Here is a 26,224-nt window from a genome sequence, read left to right on the forward strand (position 1 = left end):
ACGGTGACGGGAAGCAGGACAAGACGTTGTTGCGCAGGCTCCCCGGAGCCTCGCGTCGCCACCCCGGAAGGTGGCAGTGAAGGCGGTACGACTCGGGTAATGGACAAGACATGGCGATTTCGACAACCCATCTGCTGATCATCGTGCTGGCACCGCTGCTCGGCGCGATCGTGGCTGGCTTCTTCGGCCGCCAGATCGGCCGTGCGGGCGCGCACACCGCCACGATCCTCGGGGTGGCGATCAGCTGCGCGCTTTCGGGCTACGTGCTCTGGCAGCTGGTCGGGCAGGGGGCAGCGCCGTTCAACGAGAACGTGTACACCTTCTTCGAGGTGGGCCGCTATTCGGCGCACGTCGGCTTCCTGGTCGACAACCTCACCGCGATGATGATGGTGGTGGTGACCTTCGTCTCGCTGCTGGTGCACGTCTACACCATCGGCTACATGGCCGACGACCCGGGGTACCAGCGCTTCTTCAGCTACATCTCGCTGTTCACCTTCTCGATGCTCATGCTGGTGATGAGCAACAACTTCCTGCAGCTGTTCTTCGGCTGGGAGGCGGTGGGTCTGGTGTCGTACCTGCTGATCGGGTTCTGGTTCAAGCGTCCGACCGCCGTGTTCGCCAACATGAAGGCGTTCCTGGTCAACCGCGTGGGCGACTTCGGCTTCCTGCTCGGCATCGCGGCGGTGATGTGGTATTTCGGCAGCCTCGACTACGCCACCGTGTTCGGGCGCGCCAGCGAGGTGCTCGACGGTCGCACCATCCAGATCATCGGTTCGGCTGAGTGGTCGGTGGCCACCGTGATCTGCATCTGCCTGTTCATCGGCGCGATGGGCAAGTCGGCCCAGGTGCCGTTGCACGTGTGGTTGCCCGACTCGATGGAAGGCCCGACCCCGATCTCGGCGCTGATCCACGCCGCCACGATGGTGACCGCGGGCATCTTCATGGTCGCGCGGATGTCGCCGATCTTCGAACTGAGCCCGACCGCGCTCGACTTCGTGCTGTTCATCGGCGCCACCACCGCCTTCTTCACCGGCCTGATCGGCATGGTGCAGAACGACATCAAGCGCGTGGTCGCGTACTCGACCCTGTCGCAGCTGGGCTACATGACCGTTGCGCTCGGCGTGTCGGCCTACTCGGCGGCGGTGTACCACCTGATGACCCACGCCTTCTTCAAGGCCCTGCTGTTCCTGGCCGCGGGCAGCGTGATCATCGGCATGCACCACGAGCAGGACATGCGCAAGATGGGCGGCCTGCGCAAGTACATGCCGATCACCTTCTGGACCACCGTCATCGGCACGCTGGCGCTGGTGGCCACGCCGTTCTTCAGCGGCTACTACTCCAAGGACACGATCATCGAAGCGGCCAAACACGCCTCGGATCGGAGCTGGGTCGGCACCTACGGCTTCTGGGCGGTGCTGCTCGGCGCGTTCGTCACCTCGTTCTACAGCTTCCGCCTGCTGTACCTGACCTACTTCGGGCCGGAGCGCTTCCGCGAGGCCGCGCCGTCGCACCCGCAGGAGCAGCACGGCCCGCTGGGCCAGGAGACGCGGCATGAGCCGTCGCACCTGGATGCGCATGGCCACCACGCGCACGACGACCACCATGGCGTGCACGAACCGCACGAGTCCCCGTGGGTGGTGACGCTGCCGCTGGTGCTGCTGGCGATCCCGTCGATCCTGGTCGGCTTCTTCACCGCCGGTCCGATGCTGTTCGGCACCGACTGGGCGGGCCATGCTGACGCCACGCCGTTCTTCGCCGGCGCGATCGAGGTGCTCGCCTCCAACGACGTGATGGCGCAGCTGAAGGACAAGCTGTGGCACGGCCCGGTCGCTTTCGCGCTGCATGGCTTCGTGACCCCGGCCTTCTGGCTCACCTTCGCCGGCTTCCTGCTCGCGACCCTGATGTACGTGTGGAAGCCCGGCCTGGCGCCGAAGGTGGCCCACGCGCTGCGCGGGCCGATCCGGGTGCTGGAAAACAAGTACGGCATGGACGACCTGTGGATCAAGGGCTTCGCCGGCGGCGCCGCGCTGCTGGGCCGCGGTTCCCGCGAGGTCGACAGCAAGCTGATCGACGGCGTGCTGGTCAACGGCGCGGCGCGGGTCGTCGACCTTGCCGCCGGCCTCGTCCGCCGCATGCAGACCGGATACCTCTACCACTACGCGTTCGCGATGATCCTCGGCCTGATCGTGCTCCTGGCCGTGCTGATCCGCCATTGGACTTGACCTCGTGCAGAACTGGCCTCTCCTCAGTCTCCTGATCTGGCTGCCGATCTTCGGCGGTGCCGCCGTGCTCGCGCTCGGCGACAAGCGCGCCGCGGGCGCACGCTGGCTGTCGCTGGCGACCGCGCTGGTCGTGTTCCTGCTCAGCCTGCCGCTGTTCACCGGCTTCGACTACGCAGCCACGGGCATGCAGTTCCTCGAACGGCGCGAGTGGATTCCCGCCTACGACATCCAGTACCACCTGGGCGTGGACGGCATCTCGATCGCGCTGATCATCCTCACCGCCCTGACTACCGCCCTGGTGCTGGTGGGGGCGTGGACCTCGATCGACCGGCGCGTGAGCCAGTACTACGGCGCGATGCTGATCCTCGAAGGCCTGATGATCGGCGTGTTCTCGGCCGTGGACGCGCTGCTGTTCTACGTGTTCTTCGAGGCCATGCTGATCCCGATGTTCATCATCATCGGCGTCTGGGGCGGCCCGCGGCGCGTCTACGCGTCGATCAAGTTCTTCCTGTACACGTTCCTCGGCTCGATCTTCATGCTGGTCGGCCTGATCTACCTGTACCTGAAGGCGGGCAGCTGGCAGCTGCCGGACCTGTACGCGCTGCGCCTGACCGCGAGCGAGCAGATGTGGCTGTTCTTCGCCTTCCTCGCCGCCTTCGCGGTGAAGGTGCCGATGTTCCCGGTGCACACCTGGCTTCCGGATGCGCACGTCGAGGCGCCCACCGGTGGTTCGGTGATCCTGGCCGCAATCATGCTGAAGATCGGCGGCTACGGCTTCCTGCGCTTCAGCCTGCCGATCACGCCCGATGCCGGCCACGAATGGGCCTGGCTGGTGATCGCGCTGTCGCTGATCGCGGTGGTCTACGTCGGCCTGGTGGCGCTGGTCCAGGAGGACATGAAGAAGCTGATCGCCTACTCCTCGGTGTCGCACATGGGCTTCGTGACCCTCGGCACCTTCATCGCCTTCGCGCTGATGCGCGACGTGAGCGGTGGCGAGGATGCGGCGCGTCTCGGCCTGCAGGGCGCGATGGTGCAGATGATCTCGCACGGCTTCATTTCCGGCGCCATGTTCTCCTGCGTGGGCGTGCTCTACGACCGCATGCACACGCGCATGATCCGCGACTATGGCGGCGTGGCCAGCGTGATGCCGTGGTTCACCTTCTTCATGGTGCTGTTCGCGATGGCCAACTCCGGCCTCCCCGGAACCTCGGGCTTCGTCGGCGAGTTCATGGTGGTCCTGGCGAGCTTCCAGCATCACCCGATGATCGCGTTCACCGCCGCGCTGACCCTGATCATCGGCGCCGGCTACTCGCTGTGGCTGGTGAAGCGGGTGATGTTCGGCGAGGTCGGCAACGCCCACGTGGCCGAGCTCAAGGACATCAACGCTCGCGAATGGATCGTGCTCGGGACCTTCGCGATCGGCACGGTGGCGATCGGCGTCTGGCCCAAGCCGCTGATCGACCTGATGGACCCGGCGATCGCGCAGCTGGCCAGCCACATCGCGGCGAGCAAGCTGTGATGCCGGACCCGACCAGCCGCTCCGGTGACGGAGACAGGGCGGCCCACGCGGCCGCCGAGGAATGCAAGAAGTGATGACGACCGCGATGACGCCCCCTCCCGTACGTTCCTTCGCCGAGCTGGCGCCGATGGCGCCCGAGCTAGTCGTGGTCTTCGGCGCGTTCGCGCTGCTGATGCTCGACCTGTTCCTGGACGACCGCCGTCGCGTGGTCACCCACGCGCTCGCGATCGCCACCCTGCTGACCGCCGCGGCCATGGTCTGGTTCGACTTCGGCGGGCAGGGCAGCGTGCTGTCGGGCATGTTCGTGCGCGACGAGGGTGCGGACGTGATGAAGCTCGTGCTGCTGCTGGTCAGCGCACTGGCGATGGCCTACATCTGGCCCTTCCTGCGCGAGCGCGGGCTGTACAAGGGCGAAGTGGCGGTGCTAGTGCTGTTCTCGGTGGCCGGCATGATGTTGCTGGTCTCGGCCGGCAGCATGACCATGGTCTATGTGGGGCTCGAGCTGCTGGCGCTGTGCTCCTACGCACTGGTCGCCACCGACCGCGACAGTCCGCTCGCCTCAGAAGCGGCGATGAAGTACTTCGTGCTCGGTTCGCTGGCCTCGGGCCTGCTGCTGTACGGCATGACCCTGGTCTACGGCGCGACCGGCACGCTGGACCTCGGCGGCATCCGCGACGCGGCCGTCGCCGTGTCCGGCACCGACCGGACCCTGCTGCTGACCGGCACCGTGTTCGTGGTGGTCGGCATCGCCTTCAAGTTCGGCGCTGCCCCGTTCCACATGTGGCTGCCCGACACCTACCACGGCGCACCGACCCCGATCACGCTGTTCATCGGCTCGGCACCCAAGATCGCGGCCTTCGGGATGACCTGGCGGATGCTCGACATCGCACTGGGCCCGGCCTACGAGCAGAGCCAGCTGCTGCTGGCCGTGCTGGCGGCGCTGTCGCTGGGCGTGGGCAACCTGTTCGCGATCGCGCAGACCAATCTCAAGCGCATGCTCGCGTACTCGACGATCTCGCACGTCGGCTTCATGTTCATGGGGCTGGCGGCGGGCGGCGCGGAGGGCTATGCGGCGGCGCTGTTCTACGCCATCAGCTACGCGATCATGTCCGCCGCGGCGTTCGGCGCGATCGTGATGCTGGCGCGTAAGGGCTTCGAGGCCGACAGCATCGACGATTTCCGCGGGCTCAACGCACGCAACCCGTGGATGGCCGGCCTGGTGCTGCTGATCATGGCCTCGCTCGCTGGCGTGCCGGTGCTGCTCGGCTTCTGGGCCAAGGTGGCGGTGCTGCGCGCGGCGCTCGAGGGCGGCCTGCTGTGGCTGGCGATCGTGGGCATCGTGTTCGCCGTGATCGGCGCGTTCTACTACCTGCGCGTGATCAAGGTGATGTACTTCGACCAGCCATCGGGCGAGCCGGTCACGGTCCGTGGCGGCGCACTCCAGGCAGTGTTCTCGATCAATGCACTGGCGCTGCTGGGTCTGGGCCTGTTCTGGAGTCCGGTCATGGAGTGGTGCCAGCAGGCATTTGCCTGAGCCATCGGCACCGAAGGTACGCGGGGCTTGTCAAAAGTCTCCGCTGCCTTCATAATTCCGCTTCTGCTGCGGGGTGGAGCAGTCTGGCAGCTCGTCGGGCTCATAACCCGAAGGTCGCAGGTTCAAATCCTGCCCCCGCTACCAAAATATGTCCGCGCATTGCTCCGGCGCGGATGACGAAAAGGCGGCCTCGGAAACGAGGCCGCCTTTTTCGTTTTCGACTGCCACGATGTCGGTGGTCGCGAGCGCTACGTCTGGATGGAGTGGTCCGTGCTGCGCGGCCGGCTGGACGAAGCCGGACGTGCCGACGGGACCGATCGCCCGGTATCGCGCATCCTGGTGCGGAACGTCGACGATCGCGCAGCGGCCGAGGCCTGCGGAATCGTGTGCAGCAGGCGCACTGCGTGCGCCGCGCGGATCCAGCCGCCGGTGGTGGATGCCCCCGGCACCGGGCCGCGGCGATCGAGCGCGGTAATCCGATGGCATCATGGCGGCCGTTTTTTAACTCCAGGGGGCGGCATTGATCGACCTGCGACAGGCATTCGCCGCAGCAGCCATCCTGCTCTGCAGCGCGGTGACGTGCGGCAGCGTGGGCGCAAGCCCGGCAATCGCATCCGCGCCGCCTGCCGACACCGTCGGCAGCGGGCGGCTGGCGTTCCAGCACGTCAACGCCGACGCGGTGCTGACCAGGCGCGGAACCCGGTTGAGCACCACCGCGCCCGACGTGGTGGCCACGGGTTTCGCCCGGGCGCCACTCAAGGGTCGGGCCTACGTCGAAGCGGTCGTGTTCCATGGCGGGCGACATGCAGCTGGCGTTTCGCTCTGGGGCGATCCGCAGCAACCGGCGCGCGATACCGCGCATCCCGGCCGCAGCTACGGGCGTGCGGGCGCGTCGGTGCAGGCGGTATCGGCGTGGATGCTGATGGCGTATGCGAACTACGGGCTGCCGTCGGACACGAAGATGGAGGTGACGCCGCTCTCCGGCGCGCCTGGCCAGCGCCTGGTCGTGCAGTTGGCGGTGGATGCGGGCACCCGCGCGGTCTGGGTGAAGCTGTCGACGGCCGGAGGCTGGGCCGGCGGCGGCGACCCGGCCGCCGGGACCCGGCCCAGCTTCGTCCTCGACGGGACCAGTCCGATCCTGGTGGGCGGCAACGTGTCGAATCCGGCGAACTACGTCGAGATCCTGGCTGCCGACCAGCACGTCGGCGTGGCCCCGTCCGGATTCAGTCCCTACGGGTGAGCGGGCGGCCGGCGGGGCGCATGCGCCCGCTGCCGGCGTGCATCGGCGATGTCGGTTGCGCATGCGCCCGGCCGCAGTCCGACCCCGTCTGGCGCGGGCCCGTATGCCGCCGGCAGGGATGCCGCTCCCGTCGCTGCGCCAGCCTAGCTGCCTGGCCGGAAGGTAGACTTGCCGGGGCCCACCCGCTATGATTCCGGGCTTGCGCGGCGCGGCAGCACCCTGAACAGCTCGATCGGATCAGGAACGGAGCCAGCGCGCGCTACCAGTTTCACCGGGTCCGCGGCGGCGTTGAAGCCTCCGCAGGGTGCCGGGAAACCGGGCTTCATCGGGGCCTTTTGCTGGTCTCGATACCGAAATCCGGCTCTGGCCGGACATTCAGGACAAGGGGCCCCACGGGCCCCTTGCTGTTTCTGGCGATCTGGAAAAGGTTGAACGACGCGACGTGACGGATAAGGCGACACAGATCAGCACGCTGCTGGCCCCCACGGTGGAATCGCTGGGGCTGCAGCTGCTCGGCATCGAGTACCTGCCCGCGCCGGGCGGCTCGGTGGTGCGTCTGTACATCGACGTGCCGCAGGCGGAGGCCGAGGCGCGCGTGGTCACCATCGAGGACTGCGAAGCGGTCAGCCGCGAGGTGTCGGCGCAGCTCGACGTGGAGGACCCGATCTCGGGCAACTACACGCTGGAGGTCTCCTCGCCCGGTGTCGACCGGCCGCTGTTCGATGCGGCGCAGTTCGCGCGCTTCATCGGCGAACGCGCCAAGGTCGGCCTGAAGCTGCCGCAGGACGGGCGCCGTCGCCTGACCGGCACCATCGTCTCGGTGGCCGATGGCGTGATCGTGTTCGACATCGATGGGCAGCCGTTCGAGGTGTCCGCCGACAACATCGACAAGGCGCGGCTGGTTCCCGACTGGGCGGCGCTGGGCTACGCGCCGGCGCGCGATCTGCCCGGTGGCGACGCCCGGCCCGGCAAGCCCGGGCGCAAGGCGCCTGGACGCCGCGCGGCCAAGCCGCAGCGCGATTGATTTTCCGCCGTGCCGGAGCTTTCCCGGCGCGGAACGAGGGACCGGGCGCAGCGTCCGGAGTGATGACAGGATCAAGCCGGTTTTCAGAGGTCTTACATAGATGAGCAAAGAACTGTTGTTGGTCGTGGACGCGGTCGCCAACGAAAAAGGCGTACCCGAGTCGGTGATCCTGGAAGCGATCGAGGCCGCGCTGGCCACGGCGGCGAAGAAGCGCTACCTCGACCAGGACGTGCTGACCCGCGTGTCGATCGACGCGAAGGACGGCAGCTACGAGACCTTCCGCCGCTGGGAAGTGGTGGCCGACGACGTCGTGATGGAATCGCCCGATCGCCAGATCCGCCTGATGGACGCCGTCGACGAGGTCGAGGGCGTCGAGGTGGGCGACTACATCGAAGAGCAGATCGAGAACGTCGATTTCGGACGCATCGCCGCGCAGGCCGCCAAGCAGGTGATCGTGCAGCGCGTGCGCGAGGCCGAGCGCCAGCAGGTGGTCGACGCGTGGAAGGACCGCATCGGCGAACTGGTCACCGGCGTGGTCAAGCGCGTGGAGCGCGGCAACGTCTACGTGGACCTGGGCGGCAACGCCGAAGCCTTCATTCCCAAGGACAAGGCGATCCCGCGCGACATCGTGCGCGCCGGCGACCGCATCCGCGGCTACCTGTTCGACGTGCGCAGCGAGCCGCGCGGCCCGCAGCTGTTCATCAGCCGCGCCGCGCCCGAATTCATGATGGAGCTGTTCAAGCTCGAGGTGCCGGAAGTCGGCCAGGGCCTGGTCGAGATCAAGGCCTGCGCGCGCGATCCGGGCGACCGCGCCAAGATCGCCGTCATCGCCTACGACAACCGCACCGATCCGATCGGCGCGTGCATCGGCATGCGTGGTTCGCGCGTGCAGGCGGTGAGCAACGAGCTCAACGGCGAGCGCGTGGACATCGTGCTGTGGTCGGACAACCCGGCCCAGTTCGTGATCAACGCCATGGCGCCGGCCGAGGTGCAGTCGATCGTCGTCGACGAGGACAAGCACTCGATGGACCTGGCCGTGGCCGAGGACAAGCTGGCCCAGGCGATCGGCAAGGGCGGCCAGAACGTGCGCCTGGCCAGCCGCCTCACGGGCTGGCAGCTGAACGTGATGACCCAGGACCAGGTGACCGCCAAGTCCGAGGCCGAGCAGGCCGCGGCGCGCGCCCTGTTCCAGGAGAAGCTCGAAGTCGACGAGGAGATCGCCGGCATCCTGGTGTCCGAGGGCTTCGGCACGGTCGAGGAAATCGCCTACGTGCCGGTCGGCGAACTGCTGGCGGTGGAGGGCTTCGACGAGGACATCGTCGAGGAACTGCGCGCCCGCGCCCGCGACGCGCTGCTCAACGACGCGCTCGCGGTAGAGGAAGAGCTCGACGAGAACGCGCCGGCCGAGGACCTGCTCGCGCTGGAGGGCATGGACGACGAAACCGCCTACGCGCTGGCTTCGCACGGCGTTCGCACCAGCGAGGACCTGTCCGACCTGGCGGCCGACGAAGTGCTCGAGTTCGGCATCGAAGGCCTGGACGCCGAACGCGCCGCGGCGCTGATCCTGGCCGCCCGCTCCGAGGAAATCGCACGCCTGGAGCGCGGCGAATGATCACGCGATGAACGCGGCCCTGCACCGATCAGGGCTTAGAATCCGCGCTTCCCTTGCTCCTGGCGAGGGGGCGCCAAACAGAGCATAGGACCCGAATGTCGCAACAAACCACCATCCGCAAGCTCGCCGCCCTGGTCAATACGCCGGTGGAGAAGCTGCTGGAGCAGCTGTCCGAAGCCGGCATGGCGTTCAACGATCCCGACCAGGTCGTCACCAGCACCGAGAAGGTCAAGCTGCTCGGCTTCCTGCGCCGCACCCACGGCAAGGACGACAAGCCGGTCGAAGAGGCCGTGGCGCCGAAGAAGATCACGCTCAGCCGCACCCGCAAGCAGGAGCTGACGGTCGGCGGCGGCAAGAACCGCTCGACCGTCGACGTGGTGGTGCGCAGGAAGGTCACCCTGGTCAAGCCGGCTAGCGAGACCGCCAAGGGCGTCCCCGCGGCACCGGCCGACGACGAGCAGGCGGAGATCCTGCGCAAGCTCGAGGAATCGCGCCAGCGCAACCTGTCCGAGCAGCAGCGCCTGGCCGAGGAAGACCAGCGCCGCGCCGAGGAAGCCGCGCAGGCCAAGCGCCAGCAGGAAGCCGAGGCCGAGCGGCTGCGCAAGGAGGCCGAGCAGGCGGCGGCAACCGCGCCCGAGGCCGATGCGGCCGCGCGCAAGCCGGCCCATGGCCATGGCCATCCCAAGCCGGCGCCGGCGCGCGACGAGCGCGGCACGGGCCCGAAGCACAAGGGCAACCGCGGCTCGCACGCGATGGTGGCGGGCGTCGAGGACGACGACAGCACCGCGCGCTTCGCCGGCCAGCTGCATCTGAGCGCTTCGGAGCGCGCACGTCGCAGCAGCACCCGCGGCAAGCCGAAGTCGCGTCGCCATGTCGAGCAGTCGCGCAGCGGCGCGGGTCCGCATGGCTTCGAACGCCCGACCGCGCCGGTGGTGCGCGAAGTGGCGATCGGCGAAGCGATCACCGTGGCCGACCTCGCATCGAAACTCGCCCTCAAGGGCGGCGACGTGGTCAAGGCGCTGTTCAAGATGGGCGTGATGGCCACCATCACCCAGAGCATCGACCACGACACCGCGGTGCTGGTGGTCGAGGAGCTGGGCCACAAGGCGGTTGCCGCCGAGGCGAACGACGCCGAGTCCGAACTGCTGGCCCATGTCGAGGGCGTGCAGGGCGAGGCTTCGCAGCGTCCGCCGGTGGTCACCATCATGGGTCACGTCGACCACGGCAAGACCTCGCTGCTGGACTACATCCGCCGCACCAAGATCGCCACCGGCGAGGCCGGCGGCATCACCCAGCACATCGGCGCGTACCACGTTGAGACCGGCAAGGGCGTCATCAGCTTCCTCGATACCCCGGGCCACGCGGCGTTCAGTTCGATGCGCGCGCGCGGCGCCAAGCTCACCGACATCGTGGTGCTGGTGGTCGCGGCCGACGACGGCGTGATGCCGCAGACGATCGAGGCGATCCAGCACGCGAAGGCGGCGAAGGTGCCGCTGATCGTGGCGATCAACAAGGTCGACAAGTCCGACGCCGATCCGGAGCGGATCAAGAACGAACTGCTCGGCCACGATCTCGTCGCCGAGGACTTCGGCGGCGACACGCAGATGGTCGAGCTGTCGGCCAAGACCGGCCAGGGCGTCGACGACCTGCTGGACGCGATCTCGCTGCAGGCCGAGGTGCTGGAACTCCGCGCCGTGGCCGAAGGCCGCGCTTCGGGTACGGTCATCGAGTCCTCGCTGGACAAGGGACGTGGCCCGGTCGCGACCGTGCTGGTGCAGCAGGGTCTGCTGGAGAAGGGCGACTACCTGGTGTGCGGCGTGCAGTTCGGCCGCGTGCGGGCGCTGTTCGACGAGACCGGCTCGCAGGTGCAGTCGGCCGGCCCCTCGATCCCGGTGCAGGTGCTCGGCCTGTCCGGCGTGCCGGACGCGGGCGACGACTTCGTCGTGGTCGCCGACGAGCGCCTGGCCAAGGACGTGGCCCAGCAGCGCGAAGCCAAGCGCCGCGAACTGCGCCTGGTGGCGCAGGCCGGCAACCGCATGGAAGACATCATGGCCCAGATGGGCCAGGGCGAGGCGCAGCAGCAGCTCAACCTGGTCATCAAGGCCGACGTGCAGGGCTCGGTGGAAGCGCTGCGTCAGGCGGTCACCGCATTGTCGAACGAGCAGATCCGCATCAACGTGATCGTTTCGGGCGTGGGCGGCATCACCGAGTCCGACGCCAACGCGGCGGCCACGGCCAAGGCCACCATCATCGGCTTCAACGTCCGTGCCGACGCATCGGCGCGCAAGGTCATCGAGAACAGCGGCCTGGACCTGCGCTATTTCTCGATCATCTACGACGTGATCGACCAGGTGAAGCAGGTCGCCTCCGGCATCCTGGGCGTCGAGATCCGCGAGCAGATCATCGGTATCGCCGAGGTCCGCGACGTGTTCCGCAGCTCCAAGTTCGGCGCGGTCGCAGGCTCGATGGTCATCGAGGGCGTGGTCCGCAAGAACCGCCCGATCCGCGTGCTGCGCGACAACACCGTGGTGTTCGAGGGCGAGCTGGAATCGCTGCGCCGCTTCAAGGAGAACGTCGAGGAAGTGCGCAACGGCACCGAGTGCGGTATCGCGGTGAAGGCCTACAACGACGTCAAGCCGGGCGACCAGATCGAGTGCTTCGAGCGCATCGAGGTGCAACGGACCCTGTAAGGGTCCGCCGGGATTCGGGAGCCGGGATTGGGGATTCGAAAGAACACCCGCCTCGACTCCCGACCCGCTCTTTCCGAATCACGAATCACGAATCCCGAATCCGCAATGACGAAGTCGTTTTCCCGTACCGACCGCATCGCCGCGCAGCTCCGCAGGGAGCTGGGCACGCTGGTGCGCGAAGCGGTGGCCGAGCACGGCCTGCCGTCGGTCAGCGTGTCGGATGTCGAGGTCACCCGCGACATGGCGCATGCCAAGGTGTTCGTGACCGCGCTGCAGTCCGAACGCGCCACCGAGGCGGTCAAGGGGCTCAAGGCGGTCGCGCACGAAATCCGCTTCCGCCTGGCGCGGGCGGTCAAGATGCGGCATGTCCCCGAGCTGCACTTCCACTACGACGATTCGGTCGATCGCGGCGAACGCATCGACCAGTTGCTGCGCGATCTGTAGTCCGCGGCGTTCCGGCGCGTCGTCGCCGGGGCTCATCCAGTTCTCCATGGCACCGCCCCGCGCGCCCTCCTTTCGCATAGGAAGCGGCACGACCTGCGCGTGACATCCCGGCATCGCGAGGGCGCTGCGGGACGCGGAGCCGATCGCGGCGCTCGGGATGCACGGGTGGATGCCGGAGGCAGGTGCGATCGCATCGTTGTGGGGCCGGCTGCCCGCTCGACGCCGTCGAAACGGCATGCCGGACAGGGGGCGTGCAGGGTCGTACGCCACGGCTCGGCCTGCCGGGACCCCTGCATCCGTTTCGTCACGATCCCTGCCTGCCACGCCCCGCGCCCTACAATGATCCGATGACCGCACGCCCGCGCACGAAATTCCGCAAGCTCGACGGCATCCTGCTGCTCGACAAGCCCCGCGGCCTGAGTTCCAACCAGGCGCTGCAGCGCGTGCGCCATCTGTTTCGCGCCGAGAAGGCGGGCCATACCGGTAGTCTCGATCCGCTGGCCACCGGCCTGTTGCCGGTGTGTTTCGGCGAAGCCACCAAGATCGCCGGCGGCCTGCTGGGCGCGCGCAAGGCCTACGACACCGTGGCGCGGCTGGGCGTGGTCACCGATACCGACGATGCCGACGGCCAGCCGCTGCGCGAGCGCCCGGTCCCGACGCTGCGCATTCCGCGGATCGACCAGGCACTGCATGCCCTGACCGGACGCATCCAGCAGCGCCCCCCGATCTACTCGGCGCTCAAGCGCGGCGGCGAGCCGCTGTACGCCAAAGCCAGGCGCGGCGAGGTGGTGGAGGTCGAACCGCGGCCGGTCGACGTGCACGAGTTCCGGCTGGAGTCCGCGGCCGACCTGCTCGACGACCTGAACGGCGTGCCGCCGCAGTTGCGCCTGCATGTGGAGTGCGGCTCGGGCACCTATGTGCGCAGCCTGGTCCGGGACCTGGGCGAGGCCCTGGGCTGCGGCGCCCACGTGGCGGACCTGCGCCGGCTGTGGGTGGATCCGTTCCGCGATCCGAAGATGTGGACGCTCGACGAGCTGCAGGCCCTGTCCACGCGCGGCGACCGCAGCCTGCTGGCCTGCCTGCTGCCGCTGGAGCGGGGCATGGCCTCGTGGCCACCGGTGGACCTGGATGAGGCCCAGGCCCGTCGCCTGGGCCGCGGACAGTCGGTGAACGGGGATTTCCATCCCCCCGGCAGCGTGGCCGTATTCGGCCCCGGGGGGCGGGCGCTGGGCCTGGGCGAGGTGGCGGACGGGGCGCTGCGGCCGCAGCGGCTGTTCACCTGGGCGGTCGAGGCCGCCGCGGGGGGCGGCCGCTGAGCCTTGTCCGGGGGCTCGCCAGCGTCTACAATTCCACGGCTTTTTCAAGCACTTCCAACTGCTCCATTCCATCCCGTCCGGGGCCGGCCAGCACGGCCATCCCTCCATCCATGACGAACCCTTGCGGTACGACGCCGGCGTCGATGATGCGGCGACGTGGTCTGCGGGTTTCGTGACCAGAGGCAATCATGTCCATCGACAACAGCCAGATCATCCAGGAACACGCGCGCGGCACCAACGACACCGGCTCGCCGGAAGTCCAGGTGGCCCTGCTCACCGCCCGCATCGTGCACCTGACCGAACACTTCAAGACCCACAAGAAGGACCACCACAGCCGGCGCGGCCTGCTGATGATGGTCAACCGCCGCCGCAGCCTGCTCGACTACCTGCATCGCAAGGATGTGGGGCGCTACAAGGCCCTGATCGAGAAACTCGGCCTGCGTCGCTAAGCAACACCAACGCCGCGGCGCAGCGATGCGCCGCGGTTCTTTTTTTGGCCGTGGTGGACGCGGCCGCCCGACCGGGACAGGGGTCCTGGCCGGTCCATCGAAAGAGTCATCGAGGACATCCCCAAGTGGCAAAAGTTACCAAGAGCTTCCAGTACGGCAACCAGACGATCACGCTCGAGACCGGCGAGATCGCCCGCCAGGCTGGCGGCGCGGTCATGGTCTCGTGCGAAGGCACCGTGCTGCTGGTCACCGCGGTGGCCAACAAGACCGCGCGTGAAGGGCAGGATTTCTTCCCGCTCACCGTCGATTACCAGGAGAAGTTCTACGCCGGTGGCCGCATCCCGGGCGGCTTCTTCAAGCGCGAAGGCCGCCAGACCGAGAAGGAAACGCTGATCTCGCGCCTGATCGACCGGCCGATCCGCCCGCTGTTCCCGGATGGCTTCCGCAATGAAGTGCAGATCATCGCCACCGTGATGTCGATGAACCCCGAGGTCGACGGCGACATCCTGGCCCTGATCGGCGCCTCCGCCGCGCTGTCGCTGTCGGGCGCGCCGTTCGACGGCCCGATCGGCGCCGCCAAGGTCGGCTACAAGGCCGGCCAGTACCTGCTCAACCCCACCGTCAGCGAGCTGGTCGATTCGGACCTCGAGCTGGTCGTGGCCGGTACCGCCAACGCGGTGCTGATGGTCGAATCCGAAGCCAAGGAGCTGTCGGAAGACGTGATGCTCGGTGCGGTGATGTTCGGCCACCAGCAGATGCAGGTGGCGATCGCCACGATCAACGAACTGGTTGCCGAAGCCGGCAAGCCGAAGTGGGACTGGCAGCCGCCGGCCGCCAACGAGGGCCTGATCTCGGCGATCCGCACTGCGGTCGGCGAGCAGCTCGCCAGCGCCTTCCAAGTGCGCGACAAGCTCGAGCGCCGCGACGCGATCTCCAAGGTGCGCAAGGCCATCCTCGAGGCGCTGAGCCCGCAGGCCGAAGCCAATGCCTGGTCGTCCGGCGAGCTGTCGAAGGAATTCGGCGAGCAGGAATACCAGACGATGCGCGAGTCGGTCCTCAAGACCAAGGTCCGCATCGACGGTCGTGCGCTCGACACCGTGCGCCCGATCGCGTCCAAGGTCGGCATCCTGCCGCGCGTGCACGGCTCGGCGCTGTTCACCCGTGGCGAGACCCAGGCGATCGTGGCCGTGACGCTCGGCACCGCGCGCGACGGCCAGATCATCGACGCCGTCGCCGGTGAGTACAAGGAACACTTCCTGTTCCATTACAACTTCCCCCCCTATTCGGTGGGCGAAGCCGGCCGCATGATGGGTCCGAAGCGCCGCGAGATCGGCCATGGCCGCCTCGCCAAGCGCGGCGTGCTGGCCGTCATGCCGACGATGGAGGAGTTCCCTTACACCATCCGCGTGGTCTCGGAGATCACCGAGTCCAACGGCTCCTCGTCGATGGCCTCGGTCTGCGGTTCGTCGCTGGCGCTGATGGACGCGGGCGTGCCGATCAAGGCGCCGGTGGCCGGCATTGCGATGGGCCTGGTGAAGGAAGGCGACGACTTCGTCGTGCTGTCCGACATCCTCGGCGACGAGGACCACCTCGGCGACATGGACTTCAAGGTCGCCGGTACCGCGAACGGCATCTCCGCCCTGCAGATGGACATCAAGATCCAGGGCATCACCGAGGAGATCATGAAGGTCGCGCTGGCCCAGGCCAAGCAGGGCCGCCTGCACATCCTCAAGGAGATGGAAGCCGCCCTGACCGCGCCGCGTGCCGAGCTCAGCGAGTTCGCGCCGCGCCTGATCACCATCAAGATCCACCCCGACAAGATCCGCGAAGTGATCGGCAAGGGCGGTTCGGTGATCCAGGCGATCACCAAGGAAACCGGCACCCAGATCGACATCCAGGACGATGGCACGATCACCATCGCCTCGGTCAACGCCGTCGCCGGCCAGGCCGCGAAGTCGCGCATCGAGCAGATCACCTCCGATGTCGAGCCCGGCCGCATCTATGAGGGCAAGGTCGCCAAGATCATGGACTTCGGCGCGTTCGTCACCATCTCGCCCGGGAAGGACGGCCTGGTGCACGTCTCGCAGATCTCCAACGATCGCGTCGAGAAGGTCAGCGACGTGCTCAAGGAAGGCGACGTGGTGAAGGTCAAGGTGCTGGAAGTCGACAAGCAGGGCCGCATCCGCCTGTCGATGAAGGCCATCGAGGAAGGCGAGGGCACGTCGGCCGAATAAGCCGGCCAACCTTCGCTTCTGGAAAGGCGGGCTTCGGCCCGCCTTTTTCTTTGGTTTTCCAGCCTGAAAGTCGGCCGGATCGTGGGCGACTGGATCAGAGCCTGCGGCCGGGGCGTCCCATGCCGGGGTTGCTCCCGGCCCGGTCCGCCCGCTGCGCGGTCTGGCGCGGCGCAGCACGCGGGCGTTCGTGCGGACGCGCCACGCCGCGAGCTGCCGCACTCAAACCCTGGCCGACTCGCCGCCGCAAGCCCCCTGGTCCGGAACGACCCTGGTCAAGCCACTGTCGTGGCTACGGGGTTGCAGCCGATCGAGACATCGCAGCAGGGGCAGCGGGGAGCCGCGCACTGGCGGCCGGGGTCGCGGAAAGCAAAACATGGATGTTTTGCGCGCGAGTCAGGGCAGGATACCCTGACCGATCGGCAAGCGACCCCGGCCGACAGGGCGTGGCGTCGGTCCGAAGCACCGACCGGACTCCTTCGTCAGCGCTCCGCGTGGGTCGCTCCGTTCACAGCGACTGGCCATGGGAGCACGAAGACCATGCGTCCTCGCACAAGAAAGCGGAGGGCGACGCCCGTCGCCCCATGCGCGCCTACAGCCGGTGCTGCTGCATCAGTCGGTAGAGCCGCAGCCGCAGCCTCAGCAGCGGTTGCGAGATGCGGCTGGGCATCCGTACCGTGCCGCGGCGATGGCGGATCGGAGTCGTTGCCGTGGACGTGCTCTCGCCAAGGCCCACGGAGGGCCCCGATGGCACGGTCTCGATATTGGACAGCGCCGTTTGCGGCGCCTGCCGCTCCGGCTGGGGCACCGGTGCCGCGGCGGCGCCTGCGGCCGCGAACATTCCCAGCGCGCTGTAGCCGCTGTAGCCGGGAAAGACCTCGGCGGTGCGTGTGTGCCCCATGCGCGCGCGGAGCAATTCGGTGAACACGCGGCGGAAGTCGGTGGTCACCGGCACGTCGCCGAAGTGGGGCGAGAGGATCTCCGGATGCAGGCCGGGCCAGCTGCCGTAGAAGCGGCGCCCGTTCACCGGTCCGCCCAGCACCAGCAGCGGATTGCCGTAGCCGTGATCGGTGCCGCCGCTGCCGTTCTCGCGCACGCGCCGGCCGAACTCCGATTGCACCACGACCGTCACCCGCGCCATCTCGCCGGTGGCGGCCAGTTCGCCGTAGAACGCGGCCAGCGCCTGCGACAGTTCGGCCACGCGGCCGTGGAAATAGCCGCCGCCGTTGTTGCCCTGGCTCTCGTGCGTATCCCAGCCGCCCACATCGACGGCCGCGTAGCGCAGGCCGAGGTTGAAGCGCACCGACTGCGCCACGGTCCAGAGCTGGCGGGAGACGGTGGTGGTCGGCCACGACGTGGGCAGGGTGGCGGTGTAGGGCTGCTGCGCGACCGTGCGCAGCGCGCCGTTGGCTGCCCGGCCGCTGCGTTCGATCCCGACGTTGCCCTGCCACATGTCGACGAGCGTCTCGTTGACGCCCCTGAAGCCCGAGGGCGAGCCGTCGCGCACCCGTTGCCAGGCATAGGAGCCGGCATTGAGGTCGAAATCGGTGGGGCTGCCCATCGTCAATGCCTGGGTCGCGCCCAGCAGGTTGGCGGGCAGGCGGCTGTTGACCGCAAGCGCAGGCATCACCACCGAAGGCGATGCGCCGGGATGCGTTTCCCAGGCGCGGGCGATCCAGCCGCTGCCGTTGCCCTTGCTGCCGGGGGTGCCGAAGTCCAGGTATTGCTGGGCGTCGAAATGGCTGCGCGTGACCACGGTCTGCATGCCGCAGCAATGCACGATGGCGAGCTTGCCGTCGACCCAGATGTCGCGCAGTCCGGTGGCCGCCGCATGCAGGCCGAATCCGGTGGCCGAACCGTTGGCGAGGGTCAGCGGCAGGGCGGCATTCTCGCCGCTGACCGGCACCTGGATGTCCGGGCGGGCCTGCTGGTAGTGGTCGCGGTCGTTGCCCGAGACCGGCACGACGAGATTGAGCCCGTCGATGCCGCCGCGCAGGAAGACGTGGACGACGGTGTCGTAGCCGTTGACCGCGGCCTGCGCATGGCCGCCGAAAAACAGCGCAGGCCCCGCGGCCCCGGCGGCAGCCGTGGCGCAGCAGCCTTTCAGGAAACCGCGGCGATCGAGTTCGATGGTCATGGTCTCGTCCTCAGCGGCTCAGGAATTCGGGCGACATCAGGATCAGCGACACCATGCTGCGCAGCCGTTCGTGGTTGTAGTGGCGCTTGAGGTCGCCCTGCGCCCAGCTGTTGGTGTCTTCGATCACGTAGCTGGCCGGGTTGCCGTTCTGCGCCATGAACCGGCGCAGCACCTCGAGGCGCTGGGCCCCGGGCTGGTAGCCCAGCACGCGCTGGCACCAGAACCCCACCAGCCGGTTGGCGGTCCACTGCGCGGGCGGCACCCCGGCGCGGGTGAGCTCGAGCAGCGGCAGCAGCTTGCCGTCGCCGGCGACGTTGTTGGCTTCGGTCAGCCAGTTCTGCAGCTTCCAGGTCATGCCCAGGCTGCTGGCACCGGACCAGGCGGTGGCGACGTCCGGATAACCATTGGGCGCCGCCCAGTCGTAGGGCTGGTGACCGGTGAATCCCAGGCGCCAGTTCAGGTCGTTGCTGCGGTTCTCGTCGAAGCGATAGGTCCACTGGCAGCCCAGCACGCGCAGGGTCGCGGCCACCGCTTCGAAGGGGCGCCGGGTCTTGCGGCCCCAGGCGTACTGGGCGGCGTCGGAGAGCAGGATGTGGCGCAGGGTGCGCTTGATCTGGTCGGGCGCCTGCCAGTGCGCGCGGAACACGGCCGCGGCGCTGTCGACCAGCTCCTGCGGCGGGTCGTCGGCCACGAACCGCCGCGCCAGCTTGCGACAGATGAACTTCGCGACCCGCGGGTGGCTGGCGATGCGGTCGAGGATGTCGCGGCCGTCCTGCAGAGCGGGGCGCTCCGGGTAGATGAAGCGGCCCAGCACGAACTTCGGCCCCGAGTCGTGCCAGTCGGCGTGATAGTAGAACCCGCCGTCGTCGCGGTTGGCGTGGGTGAATTCCCAGTGGTTGTTGTTGATCGTCCAGCCGGTGAACGCGGCGGCGGTCTCGTAGACATCGATGTCGGTGTAGCCGATCGGGTAGGCCGGGTCCTCGGGGCAGGGCGGCACCGCGAACGGATCCATGAAGCCCAGGTAGTTTTCCGCGCCGAAGGTGTGCAGCTCCAGCAGTTCGCGCGCGAAGTTCTCGTTGGGGCCCGAGCGGCGGTTCGACTTGTTGTCGAGGTAGATCATCATCGCCGTGCTGCGCGCCACGGCCTCGAGCATGGTGCGGAAGTTGCCGAAGGCGTTGGCGCGGATCACCTCGCGGTCGTAATGACCGTACACCGGCGCGCAATCGTAGTCGCCGACCATCACGTTGAAGTGGTCGTGCCAGAACGCGGTGGCGACCTCGAACAGCTGCCGCCTGGAGAACACCGCCCGCACCAGCGCCTCGCGCTGCACCTCCCAGCCCGGCCGCATGCGCACGCCGTACTCCACGTCGGCACGGACATGCTCGCTCCACTGCTGCGCGAGGCTCTTGCCCAGGGTGGTGTAGCCGGCATTGGCCAGCCGGGTGGCGACCGCGCCATCGTCGATGGCGGCGGGGTTGAGCTGGCGGTCGACCCACGCGGTCAGGCGGGCGACGTCGCTGCTGCCGAGGGCGTTGAACTCGGCGATCGATTCGGGCGTGGCGCCGTAGCTCATGTGGTTGAGCACGCGTACGGCGTAGGGCGGCGTGGGCAGGGTCAGCAGCCGTCCCCGGGAGGACTTCTCCATGCCGGGTGCCGGGCCGGTCGCGGCGGTTGCAGGGGGCGCTTGCTCCGGGTGGCGCTGGTAGCGCGGCGCCCGCGCGAGGCGGTAACGCTGGCGATGCGCGCGCTCCAGCGCGGCGCGCTCCGCCTGGGAGAGGCCCGGGTGCATACGATGTCCTTGTGGATTCCCCTGCGCGGGAGAGTATCCGCGTTTTTATTCGGCCGCGGATGTGATTGCTGCCACAGTCCGATCCGGGGCCGATGCGGCCTTCGCGGCCGGGCCGCGCCCAACGCCCGGGCCGACGGCGGGGGCGTGCCGGCCCCAGTCCGACGCCGGGGTGTCGACGTACTGGCGATACCAGTTCTCGGCCGACAGCCAGGTCCACAGGCCGGGCAGGGCGCCCTGGCCCCTGCGCCAGCGCTCGAACGCGCGGCTCGAAGCCGCTGCGTCGAACACGCCGCGCTCGCGGAAGGCGCGCGAGCTGATCAGGTCGCCCGCGTAGTCGACGCCGACACTGCGCAGCCAGTCGTTGGCCGGCGTGGGATAACCCTGCTTGTCGCGGCGGTCCAGGGTTTCGTCCGGCACGATGCCGCGCATCGCCTCGCGCAGCACCACCTTGGTCACCCCGTTGTCGATCTTCTGCGCCGCGGGCAGGGCGATGCCGTATTCGACGAAGGCGCGGTCCAGGAACGGCACCCGGCTCTCGATCGAGAAGGCCATGCTGAAGCGGTCCTCGGCCTGCAGCAGTTCCGGCAGGCGGGTGACGGTGAGGTCGCTCAGCAGATGCGTGTCGAGATTGGAAAACGCGCGTCGCGCCAGCGCCTCGGCGGCGGGCGAGGACAGGGCGCGCAGCTCGGGCGACAGGAAGCTGTCGTCGAAGGCGCTGCCGCGCCCGGCGACGCGCGCCGCCCGGCGCAGCCAGTCCGGCCAGAACGGCGTGGCCAGCTCGCGCCACAGGCCAAGCCGGGACAGATCGCCCTGCTGCGCGCGGAAGCCCTCGAAGTTGTGGCGCAGCGCGCCCGCGCGGCCGGACAGCAGCAGCTGGCGCAGGTAGGTCGGGTAGTAGCGCGGGTAGCCTGCCAGCAGCTCGTCCGCGCCCTGGCCGTTGAGCACCACCTTGATGCCGCCGGCGTTGACCGACTTCATCACCTGCCACCAGGAGTACGCGCTGCCGCCCCAGACGGGCTCCTCGTAGTGCCAGGTCGAGCGCTCGAGCACGTCGATCAGGTCGCGCCCGTCGGGCGAGGTATCGGTGCCGTGGAGGTTGCCGATCTTGCCCCGCAGCGCATGGATGTAGCGCGACTCGTCGTGGACGGTGCCGGGGTAGGTGACCGAGAACGTGCGCAGCGGCGAGGCGGTTTCGCGCGCGGCCAGGGCCACCAGCGTGCCCGAGTCCAGGCCCCCGCTGAGGCAGGCGCCCACGGGCACGTCGCTGCGCAGGTGCGAGTGCACGGCGCGCGAGATTTCCTCGCGGAAGCGCGCGGCGTGATCGCCGCCCGCGCCGCGCGAAGCCAGCGCGTCTTCCGCGTTCCAGTAGCGCGCACGACGCCAGCGGCCGCCTTCGAGCACGGCGTTGTGCGCGGGCGGCAGCTGCAGCACGCCCTCGAAACAGGTGGTCTCGTTGCTGGCGCGTACGCGGTACAGCAACTGCAGGCGCAAGGCCTCGTGGTTGGGCCGCACCGGCACCAGGCCGCTGGCCAGCACCGCCTTGATCTCGGACGCGAACGCGAAGCCCGCCGGGGTGAGCGCGTAGTAGAACGGTTTGATCCCGAGCCGGTCGCGCGAACAGAACAGCCGCTGCCGCGCCGGCTCCCAGATCGCGAAGGCCCACATGCCTTCGAAGCGCTGCACGCAAGCCTCGCCCCACTGCCGGTAGGCGGCGAGGATGACCTCGGTATCGGTGGTGGAGCGGAAGCCGTGGCCCAGCGCCTGCAGTTCCAGCCGCAGCGCCTCGTGGTTGTAGATCTCGCCGTTGAAGACGATCCACAGCGAGCCGTCGCTGCTGGGCATCGGCTGGTGGCCGGCGGGCGAGAGGTCGACGATGCTCAGGCGGCGGTGGCCCAGGCCGACGTGGCCATCGACATGTACGCCGGCATCGTCAGGCCCGCGATGCGCGATCAGGTCGGTCAGGACGGCGACGCTGTCGGCGCTGACGGGCGCGCCGTCCAGGCGCACGATTCCGGCGATTCCACACACGGGCGATTCTCGGCAAGGGAAGGGCGATGCGGCGGGGTCACGACGTGGCCGCGCGGCCGCTGCCCGGTGCCTGCCCCTGTCGGTCGACACGCCCGCGGGCGTGACCGATCGCCCTCCTTCAAACGGGATGCGGGGACCTCACCGGCCAAGGCCCCTGCGGAAGGCCGGGCGCGACGTCGGCCTCGCTGCCGCGACGCTAGACCAACCCGGTCGCGTAGAACAGGGCGATGATCACGAACACCGCCGCCGTCTTGATCAGGGTGATGGCGAAGATGTCCTTGTAGGACTGGCGATGGGTGAGGCCGGTCACCGCCAGCAGGGTGATCACCGCGCCGTTGTGGGGCAGGGTGTCCATGCCGCCGGAGGCCATCGAGGCCACGCGGTGCAACACTTCCATCGGAATCCCGGCGGCATTGGCATTGGCGATGAAGGTCTCGGCCATCGCCGCCAGTGCGATGCTCATCCCGCCGGAGGCCGAGCCGGTGATGCCGGCCAGGGCGGTCACGGTGATGGCCTCGTTGACCAGCGGGTCGGCGATCGCGCCCAGCACGTTGGCGACCACCAGGAAGCCCGGAAGCGCGGCGATCACCGCGCCGAAGCCGTACTCCGAGGCCGTGTTCATCGACGCCAGCAGCGCGCCGCCGATGGCCGACTTGGTGCCCTCGGCGAAGCTGGCGAACACCGGCTTCCAGGCGAACACCAGGATGGTGGCGATGCCGACCAGCAGCGCGCCCTGCACCGCCCAGATCGCAGCGACCTTCGGCACTTCCTGCACCACCGGCGCCGGATCGCCCACCACCGCCGGCACGAAGGCATGGCTGGCGCCGTACAGGGCCGGGACCCAGCGGGTAAACAGCAGGTTGCTCAGCCCCACCAGCAGCAGCGGCAGCAGCGAGACCAGCGGATGGGCCAGGCGTTCGCCGGTGAACGGCGCCGGCTCGTTGAGCAGCACCGCCGGATCGCCATAGCCCTCGCCGGCGGCCTGCGCAACACGCCGCCGCCATTCCAGGTAGAGCATGCCGACGATCAGGATGAACACGCCGCCCAGCGTGCCCAGCACCGGCGCGGCCCAGGCGTTGGTGCCGAAGAACGCGGTGGGAATGATGTTCTGAATCTGTGGCGTCCCGGGCAGTGCGTCCATGGTGAAGGTAAAAGCGCCCAGCGCGATCGTGCCCGGGATCAGGCGCTTGGGAATATCGCCCTGGCGGAACAGCTCGGCGGCGAAGGGATACACCGCGAACACCACCACGAACAGCGACACCCCGCCGTAGGTGAGCAGGGCGCAGACCAGCACGATCGCCAGCATCGCCCGTTTCGCGCCGACCACGCGGATGGTCGCGGCCACGATCGAGCGCGAGAAGCCCGAGATCTCGATCAGCTTGCCGAACACCGCGCCCAGCAGGAACACCGGGAAATACAGCTTCAGGAAGCCCACCATCCTGTCCATGAACAGTCCGGTGAACATCGGCGCGACCAGCGAGGGATCGCTGAGCAGCACCGCGCCCATGGCCGCGATCGGTGCGAACAGGATGACGCTGTAGCCGCGATAGGCCACCAGCATCAGGAAGCACAGCGCGCCCAGCACGATCAGGAAGTCCATGTGCAAGCCTTCGGCGCTCGGCGCCGCATAAAACCGGCCGCCAGTGTCCGCAAGCCGCGCGGTGCCGGCCCATTGTCCGAAGGTACGATGCCGCCGCCACCGCCGCGTCCCTAACCTCTGTCGCATGCGGCCCTGCGGCCGCCAGCCTTGCAGCCCTGGGAGGGGGACCAACGATGAAGCGCAACCTGAGTACCAGCACCCTGAGCCTGGCCGTCGCCCTCGGGCTGTCCGCGCCCGGCGCCTTCGCGCAGGAAGCCGGCCCCGCGCCGGCGCCCGGGACGTCCGCCACCACGCTGGATGTGGTCCGGGTCACCGCGCGCAAGCGCGAGGAGACCCTGCAGGACGTGCCGGTCGCGGTCACCGCGTTCACCGCCGATACCATCGACAAGCTCAACGTCAAGGACATCGGCGATCTCGACGCGCAGGTGCCCAACCTGACCATCTACGCCGCCCGCGGATCCACCAGCACGGTCACCGCCTACATCCGTGGCGTCGGCCAGGCCGACCCGCTGTGGGGCGTGGACCCGGGCGTGGGCATCTACCTGGACGATGTCTACATCGCCCGCCCGCAGGGCGCGCTGCTGGACGTGTTCGACGTCGAGCGCATCGAGGTGCTGCGCGGCCCGCAGGGCACGCTGTACGGCAAGAACACCATCGGCGGCGCGATCAAGTACATCTCGCGCGGCCTGCCCACCGAGACCACGGGCTTCGGCTCGATCACGGTCGGCAACTACAACCAGCTCGACGCCAAGGCGGCGATCGGCGGCGCGATCGGCGGCCAGGACAGCGGCCTGCGCGGCCGCGTGGCGGTGGCCAGCATGAACCGCGACGGCTACGGCAGCAACCTGCTCAACGGGCAGGAGGTCAGCGACAAGGAGATCAACGCCCTGCGCATGCAGCTGGGCGCGTACTCGCACGAGGACTTCGACGTGCAGTTCGCGTTCGACTGGGTCGACGACCAGTCCGGCGTGCGCGGCGCGAAGATGCTGGCGCCCAACAACAACCTGCTGGTGCCGGTGACCGGTGGCGCGCCGATGGACAGCCGCTACGACATCCGCAGCGGCATGCCCAACGTCAACGACACCGAGATGAAGGGTGCCTCGGCCACGGTCAACTGGCGGCCGAGCGAGGACTGGGCGCTCAAGTACGTGATCGCCAAGCGCGAGTCCGACACCGAGACCAACATCGACTTCGACGCCCTGCCGGAAAAGATCGCCGACGTGAAGGCGTTCTACAGCGACCAGCAGGTGAGCAACGAGCTGCAGGCCAACTACGACGCCGGCGGCCGCGGCCGCGGTGTGGTGGGCCTGTACCACTTCAACGGCGATGCCGGCGGACAGGTGCTCAACAACTTCTTCAACCTGTCTTTCGGCGACACCCAGGGCCAGGTCAACACCAATGCGATCGCCCTGTACGCCGACTGGACCCACGACCTCACCGACCGGCTGAAGCTGGACATCGGCGCGCGCTACACCGACGAGGACAAGCACGCGGTCGCCTACAACATCGGCTACACCGATGCCAGCTTCACCGTGCCCAACGGCGTGGTGGCGGCCAACTTCGACAAGACGGTCAACTTCAAGAACGTCTCGCCCAAGGTGGCGCTGGATTTCCAGCTGACCCCCGAGATCATGATCTACGGCTCGGCCTCGCGCGGCTTCAAGTCCGGCGGCTACAACATCCGCGCCAATACCACGGCGGTGCCGCGCTCGGGCGAGCCGTTCGACGACGAGAGCGTGGACAGCTTCGAGATCGGCACCAAGATGGGCCTGCTGGACCAGCGCCTGTTCCTCAACCTCGCCGCCTTCCACAACATCTACGAGGACATCCAGCTGTCGGTGTTCACCGCGCTGCCGGGCGGCGGCTTCTTCGGCGACTTCACCAACGCCGGCAAGGGTACGGTGACCGGCGTGGAGGCCGAGTACCAGTTCATGCCCACCCAGCACTGGCTGGTCAGCGGCAACCTGGCCTGGCTGGACGCCAAGTACGACGAGTTCATCAGCGGCGGGGTCAACATCGCCGATACCCAGTACTTCACCAATGCGCCGGAGTTCTCCGGCGCGATCAACCTGGAGTACCGCACCGACCTGGCCAATGGCGGCAATCTGTCGGCGCGGGTGGGCTATTCCTACCAGTCTGAGGTGTGGCCGACCACCGACCTCAGCCCCGCGATCAAGCAGGAGGGCTACGGCCTGATCAACGCCGGCGTGATCTGGCGCGCCAGCGATGCCTGGTCGTTCTCGCTGCAGGGCACCAACCTGGCCGACGAGGAATACCGCACCACCGGCTACAACCTGGTCAGCGCCGGCCTGGGCGTGCTGACCGGTTTCTATGGTCCGCCGCGCCAGTACAGCCTCACTGCCCGCTACGACTTCTGAGCCGATCCGCC

17 protein-coding genes and 1 tRNA gene are annotated in these 26,224 nt (G+C 68.5%); 13 read left to right on the forward strand and 5 right to left on the reverse strand.

Going from position 1 to position 26,224, the window contains the following annotated elements; translation table 11 throughout:
• The first annotated feature begins 110 nt into the window (after positions 1–110).
• The 10 genes from nuoL to truB all read left to right on the forward strand — a co-directional run bounded on the left by nuoL (position 111) and on the right by truB (position 13,601).
• Positions 111–2,222, forward strand: a complete 2,112-nt coding sequence (gene nuoL / locus ACQYVW_RS13885; RefSeq protein ID WP_434933478.1) for an NADH-quinone oxidoreductase subunit L — start codon at positions 111–113, stop codon at positions 2,220–2,222.
• Between the two features lie 4 nt (positions 2,223–2,226).
• Positions 2,227–3,741, forward strand: a complete 1,515-nt coding sequence (locus ACQYVW_RS13890) for an NADH-quinone oxidoreductase subunit M (protein WP_434933479.1) — start codon at positions 2,227–2,229, stop codon at positions 3,739–3,741.
• 85 nt (positions 3,742–3,826) lie between these two features.
• A complete protein-coding gene (nuoN, locus tag ACQYVW_RS13895) occupies positions 3,827–5,275 on the forward strand; it encodes an NADH-quinone oxidoreductase subunit NuoN (RefSeq protein ID WP_434947402.1) in 1,449 nt (482 codons plus the stop codon).
• Between the two features lie 67 nt (positions 5,276–5,342).
• A tRNA-Met gene (locus ACQYVW_RS13900) sits at positions 5,343–5,419 on the forward strand.
• Between the two features lie 376 nt (positions 5,420–5,795).
• Complete coding sequence (locus ACQYVW_RS13905) at positions 5,796–6,515, forward strand: hypothetical protein (RefSeq protein WP_434947403.1); 720 nt, start codon at positions 5,796–5,798, stop codon at positions 6,513–6,515.
• A gap of 442 nt (positions 6,516–6,957) precedes the next feature.
• The gene (gene rimP, locus ACQYVW_RS13910) at positions 6,958–7,539 is read left to right on the forward strand and encodes a ribosome maturation factor RimP (RefSeq protein WP_434933486.1); all 582 of its coding nucleotides are present in this window, start codon (positions 6,958–6,960) and stop codon (positions 7,537–7,539) included.
• A 100-nt stretch (positions 7,540–7,639) separates the two neighbouring features.
• Positions 7,640–9,151 carry a transcription termination factor NusA gene (nusA, locus tag ACQYVW_RS13915; protein WP_434933487.1) on the forward strand — a complete coding sequence of 504 codons (1,512 nt, stop codon included), beginning with the start codon at positions 7,640–7,642 and terminating at the stop codon, positions 9,149–9,151.
• Positions 9,152–9,246: 95 nt separating this feature from the next.
• Complete coding sequence (gene infB / locus ACQYVW_RS13920) at positions 9,247–11,841, forward strand: translation initiation factor IF-2 (protein ID WP_434947404.1); 2,595 nt, start codon at positions 9,247–9,249, stop codon at positions 11,839–11,841.
• A gap of 105 nt (positions 11,842–11,946) precedes the next feature.
• The gene (rbfA, locus tag ACQYVW_RS13925) at positions 11,947–12,285 is read left to right on the forward strand and encodes a 30S ribosome-binding factor RbfA (protein ID WP_434933489.1); all 339 of its coding nucleotides are present in this window, start codon (positions 11,947–11,949) and stop codon (positions 12,283–12,285) included.
• 347 nt (positions 12,286–12,632) lie between these two features.
• The gene (gene truB / locus ACQYVW_RS13930) at positions 12,633–13,601 is read left to right on the forward strand and encodes a tRNA pseudouridine(55) synthase TruB (protein WP_434947405.1); all 969 of its coding nucleotides are present in this window, start codon (positions 12,633–12,635) and stop codon (positions 13,599–13,601) included.
• 25 nt (positions 13,602–13,626) lie between these two features.
• Here truB and ACQYVW_RS13935 read toward each other — a convergent pair whose 3' ends face one another.
• The gene (locus tag ACQYVW_RS13935) at positions 13,627–13,797 is read right to left on the reverse strand and encodes a hypothetical protein (RefSeq protein WP_434933491.1); all 171 of its coding nucleotides are present in this window, start codon (positions 13,795–13,797) and stop codon (positions 13,627–13,629) included.
• Between ACQYVW_RS13935 and rpsO the strand changes: the two genes are divergently transcribed.
• Both rpsO and pnp read left to right on the forward strand, forming a co-directional pair.
• Positions 13,790–14,050, forward strand: coding sequence for a 30S ribosomal protein S15 (gene rpsO / locus ACQYVW_RS13940; RefSeq protein WP_434933492.1), 261 nt, complete (start codon positions 13,790–13,792; stop codon positions 14,048–14,050). The two genes, ACQYVW_RS13935 and rpsO, sit on opposite strands and share 8 nt — an antisense overlap.
• A 125-nt stretch (positions 14,051–14,175) precedes the next feature.
• Positions 14,176–16,284: a polyribonucleotide nucleotidyltransferase gene (gene pnp, locus ACQYVW_RS13945; protein ID WP_434933493.1), complete on the forward strand. Its 2,109-nt coding sequence runs from the start codon at positions 14,176–14,178 to the stop codon at positions 16,282–16,284.
• Between the two features lie 589 nt (positions 16,285–16,873).
• Here the strand turns inward: pnp and ACQYVW_RS13950 are convergent.
• The 4 genes from ACQYVW_RS13950 to ACQYVW_RS13965 form a co-directional block, all read right to left on the reverse strand.
• A complete protein-coding gene (locus tag ACQYVW_RS13950) occupies positions 16,874–18,418 on the reverse strand; it encodes a DUF1501 domain-containing protein (protein ID WP_434947406.1) in 1,545 nt (514 codons plus the stop codon).
• A 10-nt stretch (positions 18,419–18,428) separates the two neighbouring features.
• The gene (locus ACQYVW_RS13955; protein WP_434947407.1) at positions 18,429–20,207 is read right to left on the reverse strand and encodes a DUF1800 domain-containing protein; all 1,779 of its coding nucleotides are present in this window, start codon (positions 20,205–20,207) and stop codon (positions 18,429–18,431) included.
• Positions 20,208–20,252: 45 nt separating this feature from the next.
• Complete coding sequence (gene asnB / locus ACQYVW_RS13960) at positions 20,253–22,235, reverse strand: asparagine synthase (glutamine-hydrolyzing) (protein WP_434947408.1); 1,983 nt, start codon at positions 22,233–22,235, stop codon at positions 20,253–20,255.
• Positions 22,236–22,431: 196 nt separating this feature from the next.
• A complete protein-coding gene (locus tag ACQYVW_RS13965; protein ID WP_434947409.1) occupies positions 22,432–23,835 on the reverse strand; it encodes a GntP family permease in 1,404 nt (467 codons plus the stop codon).
• Between the two features lie 173 nt (positions 23,836–24,008).
• Between ACQYVW_RS13965 and ACQYVW_RS13970 the strand changes: the two genes are divergently transcribed.
• Positions 24,009–26,213, forward strand: coding sequence for a TonB-dependent receptor (locus tag ACQYVW_RS13970; RefSeq protein WP_434933498.1), 2,205 nt, complete (start codon positions 24,009–24,011; stop codon positions 26,211–26,213).
• Positions 26,214–26,224 lie beyond the last annotated feature (11 nt).

Origin of the sequence: Luteimonas campi (genome assembly GCF_051162505.1) — a bacterium.
GTDB lineage: Bacteria > Pseudomonadota > Gammaproteobacteria > Xanthomonadales > Xanthomonadaceae > Luteimonas.

Bases quoted from the DNA above. Each gene is read 5' to 3' on its own strand.
- ACQYVW_RS13965 (WP_434947409.1), bottom strand. From the start codon at position 23,835: ATGGACTTCCTGATCGTGCTGGGCGCGCTGTGCTTCCTGATGCTGGTG.
- rbfA (WP_434933489.1), top strand. From the start codon at position 11,947: ATGACGAAGTCGTTTTCCCGTACCGACCGCATCGCCGCGCAGCTCCGC.
- ACQYVW_RS13955 (WP_434947407.1), bottom strand. From the start codon at position 20,207: ATGCACCCGGGCCTCTCCCAGGCGGAGCGCGCCGCGCTGGAGCGCGCG.
- ACQYVW_RS13935 (WP_434933491.1), bottom strand. From the start codon at position 13,797: ATGGACATGATTGCCTCTGGTCACGAAACCCGCAGACCACGTCGCCGC.
- truB (WP_434947405.1), top strand. From the start codon at position 12,633: ATGACCGCACGCCCGCGCACGAAATTCCGCAAGCTCGACGGCATCCTG.
- ACQYVW_RS13970 (WP_434933498.1), top strand. From the start codon at position 24,009: ATGAAGCGCAACCTGAGTACCAGCACCCTGAGCCTGGCCGTCGCCCTC.
- nuoL (WP_434933478.1), top strand. From the start codon at position 111: ATGGCGATTTCGACAACCCATCTGCTGATCATCGTGCTGGCACCGCTG.
- rpsO (WP_434933492.1), top strand. From the start codon at position 13,790: ATGTCCATCGACAACAGCCAGATCATCCAGGAACACGCGCGCGGCACC.
- ACQYVW_RS13950 (WP_434947406.1), bottom strand. From the start codon at position 18,418: ATGACCATCGAACTCGATCGCCGCGGTTTCCTGAAAGGCTGCTGCGCC.
- nusA (WP_434933487.1), top strand. From the start codon at position 7,640: ATGAGCAAAGAACTGTTGTTGGTCGTGGACGCGGTCGCCAACGAAAAA.
- nuoN (WP_434947402.1), top strand. From the start codon at position 3,827: ATGACGCCCCCTCCCGTACGTTCCTTCGCCGAGCTGGCGCCGATGGCG.
- infB (WP_434947404.1), top strand. From the start codon at position 9,247: ATGTCGCAACAAACCACCATCCGCAAGCTCGCCGCCCTGGTCAATACG.